Genomic DNA, 17962 nt, shown 5'->3' on the forward strand with positions numbered 1-17962 from the left:
GGCAGTTTCAGAATACGACTTCCCTCAAAGGGAGCCACGTCTTTGCATTGGAGACAGAAGTCCGGATCGGTCCCGATTCCAGCAATGAGCGATGGACCGTCCAGGTAGCCTCTTCCTTTACAAACTGAGCACTTTCGCCTTTGAGGGCTCATCGTCAGCTCAACTCCCGGCATTCTCCCGCAGATGCATAGAAGCTCCGCCACCTCATTCGATATATCTTGTTGGACATTACGATGTCCAGAATTTATCCCTAAAACATCGGGATCTCCTATTTAGCCAGATAGCTTTGACGCTATAACGGACCGAGAATATCCGTCTACGTTACTGCGTGAGCCGACTAAGACACCGCATACGCCTTTTGACAGGTCGATTGCGTCTCCCCTTGCGATATAGACTATGCTGCGTTTCCGCGATGTCAGGCTATTTATTGCTGGATAGCTACGAGGAGCCGATGAGCTTCAACATTAAAGTTTTGGCTGCTGTGCTCGGGCTCGCCGGGCTATTTGGATATCTTGTGTTCTTCCATGGCGGGAGTAATCAACTGCCGTCCGGCATCGTCTCCGGAAATGGACGGATCGAAGCTGTCCAGGTCGATATTTCCACGAAAATACCAGGACGCGTGGAAAGCATTCAGGCGCAAGAGGGAGACCTCGTAAAGCCCGGGGATGTCCTCGCAAAGATCGACGACTCACAACTTCAGGCTCAGCTCGCGCGATCGGAAGCTGATATTGCAAGCGCTCAAAGCCAAGTCGCTCAGGCTGAAGCGCAAATCACCCAAGCGAAGGCGCAGCTCCAACTTGCAGAGACGGAGCTCGGCCGCACCAGCCGACTGCTGGAGCAAGGGCATGCAAGCCAGGAGGCCTACGACACGCGCAAAAATACGCGCGACGTTGCGCAAGCCAATCTTACAGCGGCCCAAGCAACGCTCGTCTCCAAACAGCGTGGAGTTGACGCTGCAGTGGCCGTCAAGAAAGAGGTGAAAACGCAGATTGATGACTGCGTCCTCGTCGCGCCAACGCTTGGCCGCGTGCTCTATCGGCTTGCCGAACCAGGGGAAGTTATGGCGGCTGGCGGCAAGGTGCTGACACTTGTAAATCTCGCCGACGTTTACATGGAGATCTTTATTCCGGCGGAGGACGCCTATCGGCTCTCTATCGGTTCGGAGGCCCGTATCATCGTTGATGGCACCGACTTCGCGGTTCCTGCGAAGGTCACCTTCGTATCGCCCGAAGCGCAATTCACACCGAAGCAGGTTGAGACGTCCAGCGAGCGCGAAAAACTCATGTTTCGAGTTAAGGTGCGCATCCCGCCGGAGCTCATCGAAGAGCATATTAATGTCGTGAAAACGGGCATTCGTGGCGTTGCATATGTCCGGCCCGGGATTAATCCGCCGCCGTGGCCCGCTTGGCTTGAAAAGCGCTTTGTGCCCCCCGAACCAAAGGTCAGCGGATCGTAATCATGGACACTGGGCCTGAGCTCGTGGCCCGGGCGCGGGCTTTATCGCACCGTTACAAAAAGACGTTGGCGCTCGATAACATGGATATTGACGTGCCGGCAGGAGCTACCGTGGGTCTTATCGGTCCAGACGGGGTCGGCAAGTCGACGCTGATGGGACTGATTGCCGGCGCGCGGAAATTACAGCTAGGTGATCTGGACGTGCTCAGCGGCAACATGGCTGAGGCTGCCCACCGCAACGCCGTTTGCCCCCGTATTGCGTACATGCCCCAAGGCCTGGGAAAGAACCTTTATGGCGATCTTTCCATTGCGGAGAACCTTCATTTCTTTGGAAGGCTTTTTGACTTGTCGGCGGCAGAGCGCAAAGCACGCATTGACCGGGTCACGCGTGCGACCGGACTGCATCCCTTTCTTGACCGTCCAGCTAGCAAGCTTTCGGGCGGGATGAAACAGAAGCTCGGGCTGTGTTGCGCGCTGATCCATGAGCCCGACTTTATGATCCTCGATGAGCCAACGACGGGCGTCGACCCCTTGTCGCGCCGTCAATTCTGGGAACTCATTGCTTCCATCAAGGCGGAGCGAACCAGCATGAGTTTGCTGGTTTCGACGGCCTATATGGACGAAGCAGAGGCTTTCGACTGGCTTATTGCCATCAACGATGGGCGCGAGATCGGCTCCGGCACACCCCAACAGCTCATGGAGAGAACCGGCAGCGATAATTTGGAAGGCGCTTACGTCGGTCTTCTTCCGGAATCGCTTAACCGGGAAACGGGCAAGATCGTCATTCCACCGCGGACTGTGGACGATGGTGAACCGGCAATTCGCGCTGAGGGTCTTACGCGAAAATTTGGCAACTTCGTCGCCGTAGACAACGTGGATTTCACTATTTTCCGTGGTGAGATCTTTGGCTTTCTCGGCTCAAATGGCTGCGGAAAGACCACGACCATGAAAATGCTGACGGGGTTGCTTCCTCCGAGTTCGGGGACGGCCTTCATGTTCGGCGAACCCATGGACGCAAGCAGTCTCAGCATGCGCAAACGCGTGGGGTACATGTCGCAATCGTTCTCGCTCTATGGCGAATTGACCGTGCGCCAGAACCTCGACCTCCATGCTCGGCTTTTTCATCTCGGTACGGAGAAGGCGAACGCACGGATCAGCGACCTCGTTTCCCGCTTCGGCCTGGCCGAGCATATCGACGACTTGGCGGGCGGTCTTCCCCTCGGCCTTCGTCAGCGGCTATCGCTTGCGGTTGCTGTGCTCCACGAGCCCGAACTTCTTATTCTCGACGAGCCAACCTCAGGCGTTGACCCGATCGCTCGCGACGAATTCTGGAAATTCCTGATTGATCTGTCCCGGAAGGACAATGTCACGATTTTCATCTCCACTCACTTCATGAACGAAGCGATGCGGTGCGATCGCATCTCGCTCATGCATGCGGGCAAAGTCCTTGCTGTGGGTACGCCGCAAGAACTCATCGATATGCGCGGCGCGTCTTCCCTGGAAGATGCATTTATCAGTTACATGGAAGGCGCACTTCGCGAAGGAGCAACGGAGGAAAGCGTGGCTTCCGAGAAGGTGCAAGATACTTCTCTTCCTGTTATTGAGCCTCAAGGCACGGAACAATCAGCATCCCATCATTCACTCAGCCTCGGCCGGCTCTTTGCTTACAGTCTGCGCGAAACTAAGGAGGTTTTGCGCGATCCCGTGCGGCTGGCGTTTGCTTTCATCGGCAGCACCATTCTTCTTTTCATATTCAGCTATGGCATCACGACCGACGTCGATCGCGTGACGTTTGCTGTATTGGACCACGACCGAAGCCCCGAAAGCCGCGCCTACATCGAGGAATTTCGGGGATCGCGCTACTTTCGCGAAGCTAAGCCTTTGCGAAACATTCAGGACCTAGAGGCCCGGCTCACAGGCAACGCCATCTCCCTTGCGCTCGAAATCCCCCCGCAGTTCGGACGCAACCTGAAGCGAGGCAGCCGACCAAAGGTGTCCGCATGGATCGATGGCGCCAATACGATTCGCGCGTCAACAATGTCCGGCTACGTCAGCAGCGTGAATGACCTTTTCATCAAGCAAAGGATCAATGAGACGGGAATGGCCACTGCCGCCTTACCTGCGGAAATTGAGATGCGCTATTTGTACAATCCCACGTTCGAGAGCATTTACGCGATAGCCCCCGCGGTGCCGGCGATGCTGCTCATTCTGTTTCCTGCAATTCTCATGGCCGTTAGCGTGGTGCGAGAGAAAGAGATCGGCACAATCACAAATTTCTATGTGACACCCACATCGCGGCTGGAATTCCTGCTCGGCAAGCAACTTCCCTATATCGGGCTTGCGATGGCGAACTTTCTCATCATGACGTTTGTTGTGATCTTCATCTTCAATGTGCCACTCCACGGCAGCTTTTTCGCTCTAGCCGCCGGCGCGCTCATCTATGCCGCTGCAGCGACTGGCTACGGTTTGCTCATTGCAACATTCACCTCAAGCCAAGTGGCGGCTGTGTTTGCTGCGGCAATCCTCACCATGATGCCGACGATGCAGTTTTCAGGTTTTCTGCAGCCGGTCTCCTCTCTCGAAGGTGGCGCGCGGATCATGGGCACGCTTTGGCCTACCACGTACTACATGCACATGAGTGTCGGCGCCTTCACGAAGGGCCTGGGGTGGCATGAACTTCTGCCGGACATCCTGACACTCACTTTGTTCGTTCCCGTGTTCCTTGCGATCGCGGTCGTCGGCCTCCGCAAGCAGGAGAAGTGACCGCGTGCAGATGCTCTCCAACATTTTCTGGCTTGGGACGAAGGAGATACGCAGTCTTATGCGTGACGTCCTCATGATCGTACTAATCGTGTGGGCGCTTGGCCCGAGCATCATCGAACGGGCGCGCGGCTTTAAAGAGCCCGTCAACAACGCGAGTGTGGCCATCGTCGACGAAGATCACTCCGCACTTTCCCGCAAGTTGCGCAACGCAATCACGCCTCCCTATTTCCAGACGCCGAAGATCATTTCCGCCGCCGAGATCGATAGAGGCATGGACGAGAGCCTCTATACCTTCGTGATTGTCATCCCACCAAGATTTGAGGCCGACATTGCGAAAGGATTGGAGCCTGAACTCCAACTCAACATCGACGCGACCGCTGTTATGCAGGCAGCGACCGGTGCGTCGTATCTCTATGCAATCCTTCTTCAGGAAATTGCGAACTTCGCACAACGCTCCGATGCCGCGAGCATATCAATGATCGACCTTGTGTCTCGGCGGGCATTCAACCCCAACGGTGAGCAGATCTGGTTTCAGTCCGTCGTCGCGCTCCTCGACCAACTCTCGATTCTCACGATCGCACTCGTGGGGGCTGCCCTGTTACGCGAACGAGAACATGGCACCATTGAACACCTGCTCGTCATGCCGCTTACGGCTTTCGAAATCGCAATGGCAAAGGTTCTCGCCAACGGCTTGGTGATCCTGATCGCCTTTGCCATTTCGATGGCCGTTGTTGTCGAGTACATCCTTGGCGTGCCGATCGCTGGCTCTCGCGCGCTGCTTTTGCTCGGGACGACGATCTATCTGTTTTCCGCCGCGGCGATCGGCATATTCCTCGGCACTGTCGCGCGCACCATGGCGCAATTCTCACTCCTGCTGCTGATGACCGTCATGCCGATGATGATGCTGTCAGGTGGCGTGACGCCCATCGAGAGCCAGCCCGAGTGGCTGCAGCCTTTGACGTTGCTTCTACCTTCGCGGCACTACATGGCCTATGCGCAGGCCATCATATTTCGCGGGGCAGGCTTCGAAACAGTCTGGCCTCAGTTTCTGGCCGTCGTCATCTTGGGTTCAGCATTCCTGGGCACCAGCCTCTTGCTGTTCCGACGTTCCATCGCCGCAAGTCGATGAGAATGATCAGTGGACGGGGCTACCTGACGGAGCGGAGAAATAATCGCTAATATGCTCGGTGAAGGCCTGGGCTAGTCGTCTCTGACGCAGGCGCTGAGGCGTAAGAATGACGACCTGCAACGGCTTCGGCGATCCCGTGATTGGCCGCGTGACAATCGCGCAGCCGTCGTAGGTGATAGGCGTTTTCGGCTCCAAATTCAGGATCGACACCCCAAGACCATTTCCGACGAGACTGCGGACCGTTTCGAAGGATCGCGTCCTATGTCGAATATTCGGGCTCAAACCTTTGGCCGTGAAGAGCGAGAGAAAATAGTCACGCGTGTGCGGCAGATCCATCAAAACGAACGGGCGTTCCGACAGAGCTTCCATGGTCACTGTCTTGCGACGCGTCAGCGGGTCGTTCTCTGCCAGAATGGCCATGGCGGGTCGCTGCGCAACGATCGTTGCGTCGAGACCTGACGGCAGATCGAGATCGAATGTCAATGCCAGCTCGACCCTTCCACTCGTCAGAGCTGAGAAAATGTCCTGCTGATCGATGTCCTGAAACAGGATGTCGACGTTGGGATACTTTTCTCCGAAGGATCGTATGAGCTGGCCAAGATAGGTGGCGCCCAAATTGATGAAACAGGCGATCGAAAGTTCGCCTCGCATCTCGACGTTTACGGCGCCGGTGGCCGCCCTGAATTGTTCTACGCGCTCTATGAGCTCCCGTGCGGCGCGCAAAACTTCCGAGCCTTGCGGCGTCAGCATGACGCCCCGTGATGGCCGCCTGACAAGGAGCTGCATGTCCAGGTCAGCTTCAAGCTGGGCTATGGCAGCTGACACACTCGGCTGGGAGATGTTCAGCTTGGTGGCGGCGCTCGTGACGCTGCCGCATTCCGCCGTCGCAACGAAATAGCGAAGGAAGCGAATGGAGACATCCATAGCTTTTTCCTATCCACTAGAACGTAAAACAATATTTACCCAATTGACCACGAACAGGTAGTCTAATTCAAGACTTGTCTTGCTTGTTGCTGTGCACAACTGGCGAGCAATTGACTTATAAATTAGGCGTTACCGCTTTTTTCGAGTTGAACTGAAATCATCTTAAGGAAAAGCTTATGAATAGAATCTCGGTATGCTCGGCAATCGCTGCTGCTTTTTCCTTTATGACTGTAGCTACCGCTCAAGCTGACCCCGCAAAGGTTGATATACTTGTGTCTCCAGCAGGTTCGGGCCCGTATTTGGCCTGGGCGACCATGCAAAATTATGCACCGGACTATTCAAAAGCTATCCAACCGATTGCGGTCGAGACGCCAGGATTCACTTATAACGTCCGCTTTCTTGCGTCCTCTCCCGAGCTTTGGAAGAACACGCTCATCGGTTCCGGCGAAGTGGTCGAATGGGCAGCAGCCAACCGCGTAAAGCCATTTTTTCCAGAACCGCTCAAGGTTGTTGAAGATTTCCGCGTCATTGGCGTCATGAGCCAAAGCACAAACGTGTTCGTCACACTGGACGACAAGATCAAGACGATCGATGACATGGCTGGCAAACGTGTCGCCGTAGGTCTCCTGACGCAAAATGAGTGGGGCATGCATCAGCGGATGCTGCTCGACGCCTGGGGGATCACACCCAAGCTTCGTTCGTTCGATGCCTTGGGGCCGGGCCAGAATATAGATGCGATGCTCGATGGACGTTCCGACATCGGTACGCTCGTCGTGCACTCGAGCTTGAATTTCGGATCAAACCTCGAAGCGGCTCCGTTCAAGACGTTGGAGAGCGCTGGCCGGCCATGGCATTACATCAACATTCCCGCAGAAAAGATTGAGGAATACAATTCTTCAAAGGGAGCTCCGTTCGCCATTCGCAAAGTTCCAGCGAAAACGTTATCGGGCCAGACTGGCGAGTTCACCAGCTTTGGAAACTACACACTCCTGACAGCGCACAAATCGTTTCCCGACGATCTCGCATATGAAATGGCCAAGCTTTGGATTTCTTCCGGTCCGAGCCTCGGCAAATATAGCGCCATCGCCAAAATCTGGGACCCGGAGACGATTTCAATCATGGCTCGGACATCTCCGGAACGCATCCATCCTGGTGCCATGCGGGCATACGTCGAGGCCGGCTTGGTCAAGAAGTGAGACCGAGCTCCCTGGACTTGGATCATCTCTCTTAGAAGTTCTTCGTCATGCGATGCGCCTGTTTGCTCGGGTCTACGCCTATCAGGCGCATCGCGTTCCGCAGAGCCGTTGAAGAGCTTTTTCTTTCACAGTCGTGCCCTTCAGAACGAGGCCTTCACAATGTCGCAATCAGAAAGCCATACCGCAAGGAAAGTGCCGATCGATTTCGCCATTGCCGTGTTCGGATCGGTCTTCGTCCTCTACCAAATGATCACCGTATGGTGGAGCGTCCACGGCGCTATGCAGCACTACATGTCGCATCTCGTCGGCGTGCTGGTTCTGGCTGCTTTTATGATTGCGCGGCGCGGCCTCCATTCTGAGTCAGGACAGATCAACTGGGCCGATGTTCTATCTGGGATCGTCTGCGGGATTTTTGCCGTCAGCGCCGGCAGCTACCTCTATCTCAACGCTGAGATGCTCGAAATCATGCAACCCTTCGTCGGCGCCGTGCCGCTCGTTATGGGAAGCCTGCTGATCGTCGCCGTTCTACTCGCTGCTTGGAGATGGTGGGGTGCCATCATTGCGCTCGTCTGTTTGTTGGCGTCGCTCTATTTCCTGGCTGGTCACCTGTTGCCTAGTCCATTTGGAATTCAGCGCCAGCCGCTTAACGTCGTCATTACGTTCCTGTCCGGTATCGGGGGGCCGCGCGGCGTCCTGACGTACATGCCATTATCCGCAGACATGATCTTTCTTCTGCTGATCTATGGCGGGCTACTTCACGGCACACGTGTCATAGACATGTTCGCTGAAATCGGCACCGCATTCGGCAACCTACTGCGGGGCGGGGTGGCGTTTTCAGCGATCGTGGCGAGCGCGTTGATCGGAATGGTCACGGGGCAGGCGGTAAGTAACATCGCGTTGTCCGGCGTCATGACGATACCGACGATGGCGCGCAACGGCTTCACGAAGGAAGAAGCTGGGTCCGTTGAGGTTCTTGCATCGACCGGCAGTCAGTTGCTGCCCCCCATCATGGGTCTGGGTGCGTTTCTCATGGCGGTGAACCTCGGCGTTTCCTACGTTGATATCGTCATCGCCGGCTTCATTCCCGGGTTGCTTTACATGGCTGCCGTCGCCATCGGCGTCTATGCCATGGTGGGTCAGTGCGAACGACCCAAAACGGATCGGATGGCCGTGAACTGGGACATGGTGTGGTGGACCCTGCCTGCGTTCGCACTCTCATTTCTCACGCTCATTGTCCTGCTCGTCTTGCGCTATTCGCCTGCGCTCGCCGGGTTCTGGGCGTGTGTCATCGTTGTTGGCTTTTCACTACTCCGGCCGAAGCGTTTCCGCCCGAACCTATCCGAGATTTTCTCCGGTGGCCTTACAGGACTGGCAACAGCCGTTCAACTCGCGGTCGTTCTTTCGGCCATCGGCCTCGCGGTCCAATCGTTGAGCACCACGGGGCTCGGCGTTTCGGCGGGCCGCCTCGTTACGCTCTATTCAGATGGCTCTCTATTCCTATCCCTGATGATAGGGATGGTGGTTTGCTTGATCATCGGTATGGGGCTGCCCACACCCGCCGCCTACGCTCTCATCGCGATTGTCGTGGTGCCAGGTCTCATCGATGCCGGCCTGTCGCCGCTGGTTGCGAATATGTATGGATTCTACTTCGCGATCTTTTCCTCTCTCACGCCACCGGTCGCCGTTGGCATACTCGTGGCCGTGAGAATTTCCGGCGGGTCGTTTGCTGGCACGGTCAAAGAGTCGATCAAGCTCGGAGGCATATGTGTGCTCGTGCCCTTCCTCTTTGTGTCCTTGCCGACCATGCTCGATCCCGAACAGATCCGAGCTGAAGCCGTCGTCGCAATTTTCTCTTATCTGGCTGCCACGGCGATGTTGGCCGGCGCGATCTACGGGGATCTCGGATATTCGCTGAGCCGAATCGAACGCGCGATTTTCGTCATCTGTGGACCGGCGCTCTTCCTTGCTTACCTCATCACGCATCTAATGCCGATCGGGCTCGGATGCATCGCAGTCCTCATCTTCTGGATTGCCTATCGCCGCCGCTTGGCCAGCTCCGAACGCACGGCCGTCGAAACAGGCTGACACCTGTAGCATCGCGCGCCTCATTCAATATGGAGACATCAATGAATTCCCACGTCCTCAACGGCAGGTCGGCTACTTCGGTCAAGGTGGCCGCAGCGAACGTGGCTTCCGTCATGTTCGATCCTGAAGCAGGGGTCGCGAAGGCCTGTAAGTTCATCGCGGAAGCAGGATCGCGCGGAGTTGAGCTCCTCGTCTTCCCGGAAAGCTTCATTCCCGGCTTTCCGATCTGGAACGCTTTCCTTCGCCCTATTGATGGCCACGCGCTTTTTCGTCGGTTTGCGGCCTCCTCGCTGGAAGTCGATGGGCCTGCTATCGCCGCCATAGCAGCTTCTGCCGCCAAGCACGGCGTGGCCGTCTCGCTCGGCTTCTCCGAGGTAGCCAACTACAGTGCCGGTTGTTTGTGGAACAGCACGGTCCTGATCAATCGCGACGGCAACATCGTCAACCACCACCGTAAACTCGTGCCGACGTTCTATGAAAAGCTGACCTGGAATCGCGGCGATGGTGCTGGTCTCAAGGTCGTCGATTTGGGGTTCGGCAAGGTTGGCGGCTTGATCTGCGGCGAGAACGGCAATCCACTCGCTCGGTATGTGCTGATGGCGCAAGGTGAGCAGATCCATTGCGCCAACTATCCAACCGTTTGGCCGTTCCGTGACGATCCAGCCGCGCCACCGTATGACTTGCGCGAAGCCATTCGCATCCGTGCTGCTGCCCACTGTTTCGAGGCTAAGGTCTACACCATCGTCTCGGCGGGCGTTCTCGATGACGCCACTGTGACGGCGATTTGCGGGGAGGACGAGCAATCCGCCGATCTCCTTCGGCGGTCGTCTCGGCCAGCATCCATGATTGTCACCCCCGCCGGGACATCGCTCGCTGAATCTCGCGACGACGAAGAGGGGCTCGTCGTCGCCGACCTTGACATGTCGCATCTCACGGAGCTCAAGCAACATCACGACATGGCGGGCTACTATAATAGGCTCGATGTCTTTTCTGTTTCCTTGAACCAGACCCGTCAGGCTCCGTTGTTGACAACGCAAGATACGCGGCGATCTCGGGAAACGGCTGAGCCTACGACATCGGAGGATGACTTGATTGTCGGACGATCTGCGCAAGCCTGAGAATGCTCTCTAGCTTGCTAGCACTCACGAACAGCAAAACGGCCGGGCTGCAACATGCAGGACCCGGCCGTTTTCATTCTGTGCCAATCTGTTGCTCCCTATGACAGGAGGACTAAACCAACAACGGTCATGGCTCCACCCATAGCCCGGCCTGCCAATACGCGCGATGCGGATGGCAATTTGTGAAACGCCAGTCCAATACCGACGCCGAATACATGCAATAGCGCGGTTGCGAGAACGAACCCGCCGACATAGGTCATGGCATCGTTGCCCGGAGGAAGCTCAGCCCCGTGGGCGTACCCATGAAACACGGCAAAGACACCGATCAATGCCATGGCGATCGCAACTGGCAACCGCACGTCAAAGGCCAGCAGCACGCCGATAGCAATTACCGAAGCAACGATGCCCAGTTCAACGAATGGCAACCCAATTCCGTTGAAGCCCAAGACACCTCCGGCAACCATCATTGACACGAAAGCCAATGGCACCAACCACAGCGCCCGGCCACCAAGCTGTGCTGCAAACAGTCCCACGCCGACCATCGCAAGCAGATGATCCAGCCCATTGAACGGATGCATGAAGCCGTGCGCGAATCCGTCATGGACGCCGGTGCCGACATGAGCCAATGCCGGAACCGTGGTTGCGAGCAATCCGGCGAATCCCAGCACGACGATCCTGTTCACGTGACTTTTCATCTCTTCACCCCTTGTAGCAATTCCCACCTGAAGTCTTCACGCGTCAGGCAGACCGCCCGCGCGCGCAATAAATGCCGCGACGTCATTGACGCCTTTGCCGTCGCGTATGTTGGTGAACACAAACGGACGTTCGCCGCGCTGCTTTTTGGCGTCGCGATCCATCACTTCGAGATCGGCGCCAACGTGTGGTGCCAGATCGATTTTGTTGATGACGAGCAAGTCGGACCTCGTAATGCCTGGACCGCCCTTGCGGGGGATCTTCTCACCTTGGGCAACGTCGATGACGTAAATCGTGAGGTCAGCCAATTCGGGTGAAAACGTCGCCGCGAGATTGTCGCCACCGGATTCGATCAACACGATATCCGCGTTCGGGAACTTCGCGTACATCTCGGCAATCGCCGAAAGGTTCAACGAGCAGTCCTCACGGATGGCGGTATGCGGACAGCCGCCGGTCTCGACCCCCATGATACGTTCCGCCGGGAGCGCTGCTGCGCGTGTCAGGATGAGGGCGTCTTCCTTGGTGTAAATGTCATTGGTGATCGCGATGATATCGAGACGGTCACGGAATTTTTTGCAGAGCGCTTCCATGAGCGCCGTTTTGCCCGATCCGACAGGGCCGCCTATGCCGACGCGCAAAGGACCGTTTGTCGTTTGTGTCATGAGCGGAAAAGCCTCGTGTATTGTGTTTCGTGCTTGATAGCGGCGATATCGGAGTGAAACGCGGCACCGCCCAGATCGTCGAGAGTTGCGACTTCCGCTTCAGCAGCAAGCCTGCGCACGGACGGCATCAATGAAGCTATTGCGCGTTGACCGTCGCTTTGCCCGATGACACTCAATCGTATCGCAGCAGACACGAGATTCTGCACAAGGGCTAGAGCAAAGGCTTCCAAAAGCGGATGACGCTCAATCGCATGTCCCGCGCCACCTATCGCGAGTGCAACGGGATAAGCAATCTCTTCCGTTCTCAATGCCTCAAGAGCCCAAGCGATCTTCGGCGTCATCCATGCTGTTTTCAAAGCTGTGACGAACGCCGTACCTTGTGCCGACGTTTCCAAATGGCGCTCTCGGCACCCAGAAAGCGCCACCGCCAGTTCTGCAGCCTCTCGCAATCCTGCTGCATCCGTCGCGCGAACGGATGACCACGCGCAACTCGCCAAAATGACGTCATTGCGAAGCGATCCATGGGTCAACAGTGCGCCAATCCACGCCCTCGTGGTTTCCGGATCGCGTACCGTCCCTTGATGTACGGCCCATTCCATCCCGTGACTGAATGCGAAACTGCCCACCGGGAAGGACGGAGACAGCCATGCAAAGAGGGGCAACGCCGAATGGCCTTGCGACGTCTCCGCCGCAGGCACGTTAATGGAAGCATCCTCCCACCGGGTGGGCCATGGACCGGCCTCTGTCCGCTCACGCCTGCTGATCGCCGTGGCCCTCATCGTGATGATGATGGTGGTGACCATGCGCACCACCCGCATAAGCACCGCTCTCAGGATCGAAGGGTGACTCTACTTGAGTGACGGTCGCACCGAGGCCGCGCACCATGTCCTCTATGACGTGATCCTGCCGTATGATCAGACGGCCTGGTGCAAGCATCACCGGCAAGTGACGGTTGCCGAGGTGCCATGCGATGCGCACGAGCGCATCCGCAGATGGTGCGGCGATCTCGGCCAACGGCTCGGGTGCCGCGTTGACGCGAACGCGCCTGCCATCATCAAGGATCAGTGCGTCGCCTCCGCGAAGGCGCTCGGCCTTTGGAAGATCAAGCAGAAACTCGAGTCCAGCAGCTCCCATCAATGTCATACGCCGGCGATGGCGCTGGTCGAAATCCAGTGTCACCTCATCATCGACCGGCTCGTGGTCCGCGCCTTGGCTTTCATGTCGAATTGCCCGGATCATAGTTCCCTCAGAATAAGAAGTAACGCTGCGCCATCGGCAGCTCCTTGGCGGGTTCACACACAAGCAATTCGCCATCTGCAGTTACGCGGTACGTTTCGGCATCTATCTCTATGTGTGGAGTCGCGCCGTTGTGGATCATGCATTCTTTGGAAATTCCACCGCGGACGTTTTCGACGGCCACGAGTTGTTTCTCAACGCCCAGTTCTCCCGCCATGCCTCGATGGAGTGCCGCTTTGGAGACGAACGTCAACGCGCTTTTGGCGAGGGATTTTCCATAGGAGGCGAACATTGGCCGGTAGTGCACAGGCTGCGGCGTCGGGATCGACGCATTGGGATCTCCCATCGCGGCAGCGGCTATCGACCCTCCTTTAATCACCATGTCCGGTTTCACGCCGAAGAACGCAGGCGTCCAGAGGACGAGATCGGCAAGCTTCCCAATCTCTATGGAACCAACATATCGCGACACGCCATGCGCGATTGCCGGATTGATCGTGTATTTGGCGACGTAGCGTTTGGCACGCACGTTGTCGTTGCCATTTTCTCCGGGCAACTGGCCACGCTGTCGTTTCATTTTGTCGGCCGTTTGCCACGTGCGCATGACGACCTCGCCGACGCGACCCATGGCCTGGCTATCAGACGACATCATCGACAGCGCGCCGAGATCATGAAGTATGTCTTCGGCGGCGATCGTCTCCTTGCGGATGCGGCTTTCGGCGAAAGCGAGATCTTCGGGAATCGCACTGTCGAGATGGTGGCACACCATCAGCATATCGAGATGCTCGTCGAGTGTATTGACGGTGAACGGCCGGGTTGGGTTGGTTGAGGATGGCAGAACGTTTTTCAGTCCCGCTACCTTCATGATGTCCGGTGCGTGCCCTCCACCGGCGCCTTCCGTATGGAACGCGTGAATGGTGCGGCCTTTGAAGGCCGCTATCGTATCCTCGACGAAGCCGCTCTCGTTGAGCGTATCGGAGTGGATCATGACTTGAACGTCGTGGTCATCCGCGACGGTCAAACAGCAGTCTATGGCTGCCGGTGTCGTGCCCCAGTCTTCGTGCAGTTTCAGAGCGCAAGCGCCAGCCTCAACCTGTTCTACGAGACCTCCGGGCAGTGACGCGTTACCCTTCCCGGCAAATCCGAGATTCATCGGGAAGGCGTCGGCTGCCTGAATCATGCGGCTGATGTGCCAAGGTCCAGGCGTACACGTCGTTGCATTCGTGCCGGTGGCAGGCCCCGTGCCGCCCCCGAGCATCGACGTGACGCCTGACATCAAGGCTTCTTCGATCTGCTGTGGGCAAATGAAGTGGATGTGCGCGTCGAAACCGCCAGCCGTCAGGATCTTACCTTCGCCGGCGATGACCTCCGTGCCGGGACCGATGACGATCTTAACGCCGGGTTGGATATCCGGGTTTCCGGCTTTGCCAATCGCATCAATCAAACCGTCCTTCAAGCCGACGTCGGCTTTGACGATGCCCCAGTGATCGATGATGAGCGCGTTGGTGATGACCGTATCGACGGCGCCGTCGCTTCGCGTTCGCTGCGACTGGCCCATACCATCGCGAATGACTTTGCCGCCGCCGAATTTGACCTCGTCGCCGTAGATGGTGAAATCCTGTTCGACTTCTACGAAAAGTGCGGTGTCGGCCAGACGCACCTTGTCGCCTGTCGTTGGGCCAAACATGTCGGCATAGGCGCTGCGGGACATACGGGTTGCCATCAAAGTTTCCCCATCACCGATTGACGGAATCCGTAGACTTCGCGTCCGCCCGCAAACGGCACCAGCGAAACTTCACGCGATTGCCCCGGCTCGAACCTCACGGCAGTGCCCGCGGCGATGTTCAACCGCATCCCTCGCGCCTGTTCCCGATCAAATTCAAGCGCGGGGTTTGTTTCATAGAAATGGTAGTGGCTGCCGACCTGGATCGGCCGATCGCCGGTGTTCGCGACGGTTAGCGTAATTGTTGGAGCATCCTTGTTGAGCTCGATCTCGCCGTCGGGTGTCACGATCTCTCCAGGCACGACGGATGGGGCCTTCTTCATGCCACGTATTGGATCATGGACCGTGACGAGCTTGGTGCCATCGGGAAATGTCGCTTCGACCTGGACGTCATGGATCATCTCCGCGATGCCATCCATGACCTGGTCCGCTGACAAAATCTGCGCGCCAAGTTGCATCAACTCAGCTACTGTGCGGCCATCCCTTGCGCCTTCGACAACCGTGTCGGTGATGAGCGCGATAGCCTCAGGATGGTTCAGTTTCACGCCTCGCTCCAAACGACGGCGCGCCACCATCGCTGCCATTGCGACCAGCAGCTTGTCCTTTTCTCTCGGCGTCAGATTCATTGCGCTTCCAGATTACCTGTTTCCACCCGTCAGCACGCCCACACCCGTGGCGGCTTTGTACGCATCAATCTTGAAATGAATTGTGCCGCATCCTGGCGAAGGTCGTGCGGATCTCGCGCTGAAAAGCGGGCCACCAACATTCGGTTCCACGCGCTCGCCCCACAATAGGATCCGGCGTTGCGTAGCAGTTCCCGCGCATGGTTCAAACGTGCCTCAGCGTCGGGCGCTACGAGGAGAAACGTCGCCACGGCACGTGCGCCATCCCCGACAGCCTTATGCGCCAGCGTTTCAAACATATTCCCATCGAGGTGCGTGTCCTCGGCAAAGACAAGCTTGCCTCCGCGCCGTACGCGCCAGCGATCGCGAAAAATACCCAGCCCCATTTGCTCGTGACGTGCGACGCGCCCGAACACGGTCATTTCAAACAACATGGCCGATGCACACTCCGTCATGTTCACGGTAAGTGTGCGTGACAATGCTGCGCCATCAAACAGGATCGTTTCCTGTGGCATCCATGTGAAACGCGACTTCGTTCCCAAACTGATAGCGACATCTACTGACGCCGCGATCTCTTCGGCGCGATAAATCTTTTCAGCGGATTGCGTCGTAATTCTCAGGCGTGTATGGGCGCCCGCGGCGGCGGTAATGCGCGCGGTGTCTCCGCCGGTCATACCACCTGCGGTGTTGATTAGAACGCCCTCGCAGACCGCTTCGGCGTTTGGAAGCTTGAGGCGCAGGCCACCGGTCTCAAAGCAATCCGCGAGCCGCGTCGCGTGACCAACACGGGTGAATTGAGCCTGTACTTCGCTGTGGGCGCGCACATAAGACGGAACATCAATTCCGTCTTTCGCGGGCGCGCTAAACTGAGACGCGCTGCCGAACATCGGGAGATTGTAGCTCCTCTTTACCGCCCGACATGACGATAGCTCCGCGTTCCATTACCGCAAAGCGATCCGCAAGTTCGCAGGCGAAATCAAAATATTGCTCAACGAGAACGATCGCCATTTCTCCCTTGTTGCGCAGATAGGCGATGGCGCGGCCGATGTCCTTGATCACCGACGGCTGAATACCTTCGGTCGGTTCATCAAGCACCAGAAGACGTGGTTTGGTCACGAGGGCGCGACCTATGGCGAGCTGCTGCTGCTGGCCACCCGACAGATCACCGCCGCGACGGTGGAGCATCGATTTGAGCACTGGAAACAACTCGAAGATTTCATCTGAGATCTTACGTTCGCCGCGGCTCAAAGGAGCAAAACCCGTTTCGAGATTTTCGCGCACCGTCAGCAGCGGGAAGATCTCACGGCCTTGGGGCACGACGGCGATGCCACGTCGGCAGCGTTCGTAGGAAGGTAACGTGGAGATGTCCTTATCTTCCCACATGATCTTACCGGATTGAATGGGATGCTGGCCTACGATGGCGCGCAAGAGAGACGTCTTGCCGACGCCGTTGCGGCCAAGCACGCACATGACCTCGCCCGTATTTGCCGTGATGCTGACATTTCGAAGAGCTTTCGCTGCTCCGTATGACAGATCGATATCTTCAACGCTCAGCATCGCGCGCCTCTTCCTTCGTTGATCATCGACCCAGATAGACTTCGATGACACGTTCGTCCGACGTCACCTGATCGAGGCGGCCTTCCGCGAGAACAGACCCTTCGTGCAGCACCGTTACCTTCACATCGAGGGCGCGCACGAAATCCATGTCGTGCTCAACGACGACAACGGAGTGATCCTTCGCGATGTCGCGCAACAGATCGGCCGTTTGTGCCGTCTCCGCATCGGTCATGCCAGCAACCGGCTCGTCAACCAGCAGCAGCTTCGGGTCCTGCCCGAGAAGCATTCCGATTTCGAGCCATTGCTTCTGGCCATGCGAGAGGGCACCTGCCATGCGCGAGCGATGCGCCGTCAATTTCGTGATCTCAAGAATTTCGTCGGTACGCTCGCGATGGGCTTCCGTCGTACGCCAGAAGAGGTTTGGCCAAACGCCACGGTCTGCCTTCAACGATAGCAGCAGATTGTCCTCGACTGTGTGCTGCTCGAAAACCGTCGGCTTTTGGAATTTGCGTCCGATGCCCAGATTCGCGATCGAGGTCTCGTCGAGTTGGGTGAGGTCCACGTTCCCATCGTTGTATAAAACGTCGCCTTCGTCCGGTCTGGTCTTGCCTGTGATGATGTCCATCATCGTGGTTTTACCGGCACCATTGGGTCCTATGATCGCGCGCATCTCACCGTGATCAATCGTGAGCGATAAGTTGTTGATGGCGCGAAAGCCCTCGAAGCTCACGCTGACACCGCTTAGGTACAGCAAAGCGCGCGTGATCTTGTTTCCAGAAACTTGATCCACAGATCGCCCTT

16 protein-coding genes are annotated in these 17962 nt (G+C 57.1%); 6 read left to right on the plus strand and 10 right to left on the minus strand.

All coding sequences use genetic code 11. The features are described from left to right. Nucleotides 1–451 precede the first annotated feature (451 nt). From K5845_RS00440 to K5845_RS00450, 3 genes are read left to right on the plus strand one after another with little or no spacing between them, the layout of a single operon-like run. The gene (locus K5845_RS00440; RefSeq protein WP_046480136.1) at nucleotides 452–1456 is read left to right on the plus strand and encodes an HlyD family secretion protein; all 1005 of its coding nucleotides are present in this window, start codon (nucleotides 452–454) and stop codon (nucleotides 1454–1456) included. A 2-nt stretch (nucleotides 1457–1458) separates the two neighbouring features. Continuing rightward, nucleotides 1459–4218: a ribosome-associated ATPase/putative transporter RbbA gene (gene rbbA / locus K5845_RS00445; RefSeq protein WP_287957976.1), complete on the plus strand. Its 2760-nt coding sequence runs from the start codon at nucleotides 1459–1461 to the stop codon at nucleotides 4216–4218. Nucleotides 4219–4228: 10 nt separating this feature from the next. Further along, nucleotides 4229–5347: an ABC transporter permease gene (locus K5845_RS00450; RefSeq protein ID WP_244465062.1), complete on the plus strand. Its 1119-nt coding sequence runs from the start codon at nucleotides 4229–4231 to the stop codon at nucleotides 5345–5347. A gap of 6 nt (nucleotides 5348–5353) precedes the next feature. On the opposite strand, the gene K5845_RS00455 is transcribed toward K5845_RS00450, so the two are convergent. Continuing rightward, nucleotides 5354–6271, minus strand: a complete 918-nt coding sequence (locus tag K5845_RS00455) for a LysR family transcriptional regulator (protein ID WP_046477892.1) — start codon at nucleotides 6269–6271, stop codon at nucleotides 5354–5356. A gap of 176 nt (nucleotides 6272–6447) precedes the next feature. On the opposite strand from K5845_RS00455, the gene K5845_RS00460 reads away from it, so the two are divergent. The 3 genes from K5845_RS00460 (at nucleotide 6448) to K5845_RS00470 (ending at nucleotide 10670) form a co-directional block, all read left to right on the plus strand. Further along, entirely contained in the window at nucleotides 6448–7467 is a 1020-nt protein-coding gene (locus K5845_RS00460) for a TAXI family TRAP transporter solute-binding subunit (protein WP_287957978.1), read from the plus strand. 159 nt (nucleotides 7468–7626) lie between these two features. Further along, nucleotides 7627–9552 carry a TRAP transporter permease gene (locus tag K5845_RS00465; protein WP_046477890.1) on the plus strand — a complete coding sequence of 642 codons (1926 nt, stop codon included), beginning with the start codon at nucleotides 7627–7629 and terminating at the stop codon, nucleotides 9550–9552. A gap of 41 nt (nucleotides 9553–9593) precedes the next feature. Next, nucleotides 9594–10670: a carbon-nitrogen hydrolase family protein gene (locus K5845_RS00470; RefSeq protein WP_287957979.1), complete on the plus strand. Its 1077-nt coding sequence runs from the start codon at nucleotides 9594–9596 to the stop codon at nucleotides 10668–10670. Between the two features lie 98 nt (nucleotides 10671–10768). Here the strand turns inward: K5845_RS00470 and K5845_RS00475 are convergent, their stop codons facing one another. From K5845_RS00475 to urtD, 9 genes are read right to left on the minus strand one after another with little or no spacing between them, the layout of a single operon-like run. Beyond that, nucleotides 10769–11365: a HupE/UreJ family protein gene (locus K5845_RS00475; RefSeq protein ID WP_046477889.1), complete on the minus strand. Its 597-nt coding sequence runs from the start codon at nucleotides 11363–11365 to the stop codon at nucleotides 10769–10771. A 36-nt stretch (nucleotides 11366–11401) separates the two neighbouring features. Continuing rightward, on the minus strand, nucleotides 11402–12025 hold the full coding sequence (gene ureG, locus K5845_RS00480) for an urease accessory protein UreG (RefSeq protein ID WP_287957981.1): 624 nt from the start codon (nucleotides 12023–12025) through the stop codon (nucleotides 11402–11404). Then, nucleotides 12022–12828 (minus strand): urease accessory protein UreF, encoded by an 807-nt coding sequence (locus tag K5845_RS00485; protein WP_287957983.1) that lies wholly within the window; start codon nucleotides 12826–12828, stop codon nucleotides 12022–12024. Before K5845_RS00485 ends, ureG begins: the two co-directional genes overlap by 4 nt. Further along, on the minus strand, nucleotides 12776–13264 hold the full coding sequence (gene ureE, locus K5845_RS00490) for an urease accessory protein UreE (protein ID WP_090226360.1): 489 nt from the start codon (nucleotides 13262–13264) through the stop codon (nucleotides 12776–12778). Before ureE ends, K5845_RS00485 begins: the two co-directional genes overlap by 53 nt. A gap of 7 nt (nucleotides 13265–13271) precedes the next feature. Beyond that, complete coding sequence (gene ureC / locus K5845_RS00495; RefSeq protein WP_046477886.1) at nucleotides 13272–14981, minus strand: urease subunit alpha; 1710 nt, start codon at nucleotides 14979–14981, stop codon at nucleotides 13272–13274. Further along, nucleotides 14981–15607, minus strand: coding sequence for an urease subunit gamma (locus tag K5845_RS00500; protein ID WP_090226367.1), 627 nt, complete (start codon nucleotides 15605–15607; stop codon nucleotides 14981–14983). Before K5845_RS00500 ends, ureC begins: the two co-directional genes overlap by 1 nt. Before the next feature lie 29 nt (nucleotides 15608–15636). Further along, nucleotides 15637–16491 (minus strand): urease accessory protein UreD, encoded by an 855-nt coding sequence (locus tag K5845_RS00505; protein WP_090226368.1) that lies wholly within the window; start codon nucleotides 16489–16491, stop codon nucleotides 15637–15639. Further along, entirely contained in the window at nucleotides 16466–17161 is a 696-nt protein-coding gene (gene urtE / locus K5845_RS00510; RefSeq protein WP_046477884.1) for an urea ABC transporter ATP-binding subunit UrtE, read from the minus strand. The genes K5845_RS00505 and urtE overlap by 26 nt, the downstream gene beginning before the upstream one ends. 22 nt (nucleotides 17162–17183) lie before the next feature. Then, the gene (gene urtD, locus K5845_RS00515; RefSeq protein WP_287957986.1) at nucleotides 17184–17951 is read right to left on the minus strand and encodes an urea ABC transporter ATP-binding protein UrtD; all 768 of its coding nucleotides are present in this window, start codon (nucleotides 17949–17951) and stop codon (nucleotides 17184–17186) included. Nucleotides 17952–17962 lie beyond the last annotated feature (11 nt).

The sequence above is a fragment of the Filomicrobium sp. genome, from assembly GCF_025698805.1.
GTDB lineage: Bacteria > Pseudomonadota > Alphaproteobacteria > Rhizobiales > Hyphomicrobiaceae > Filomicrobium > Filomicrobium insigne.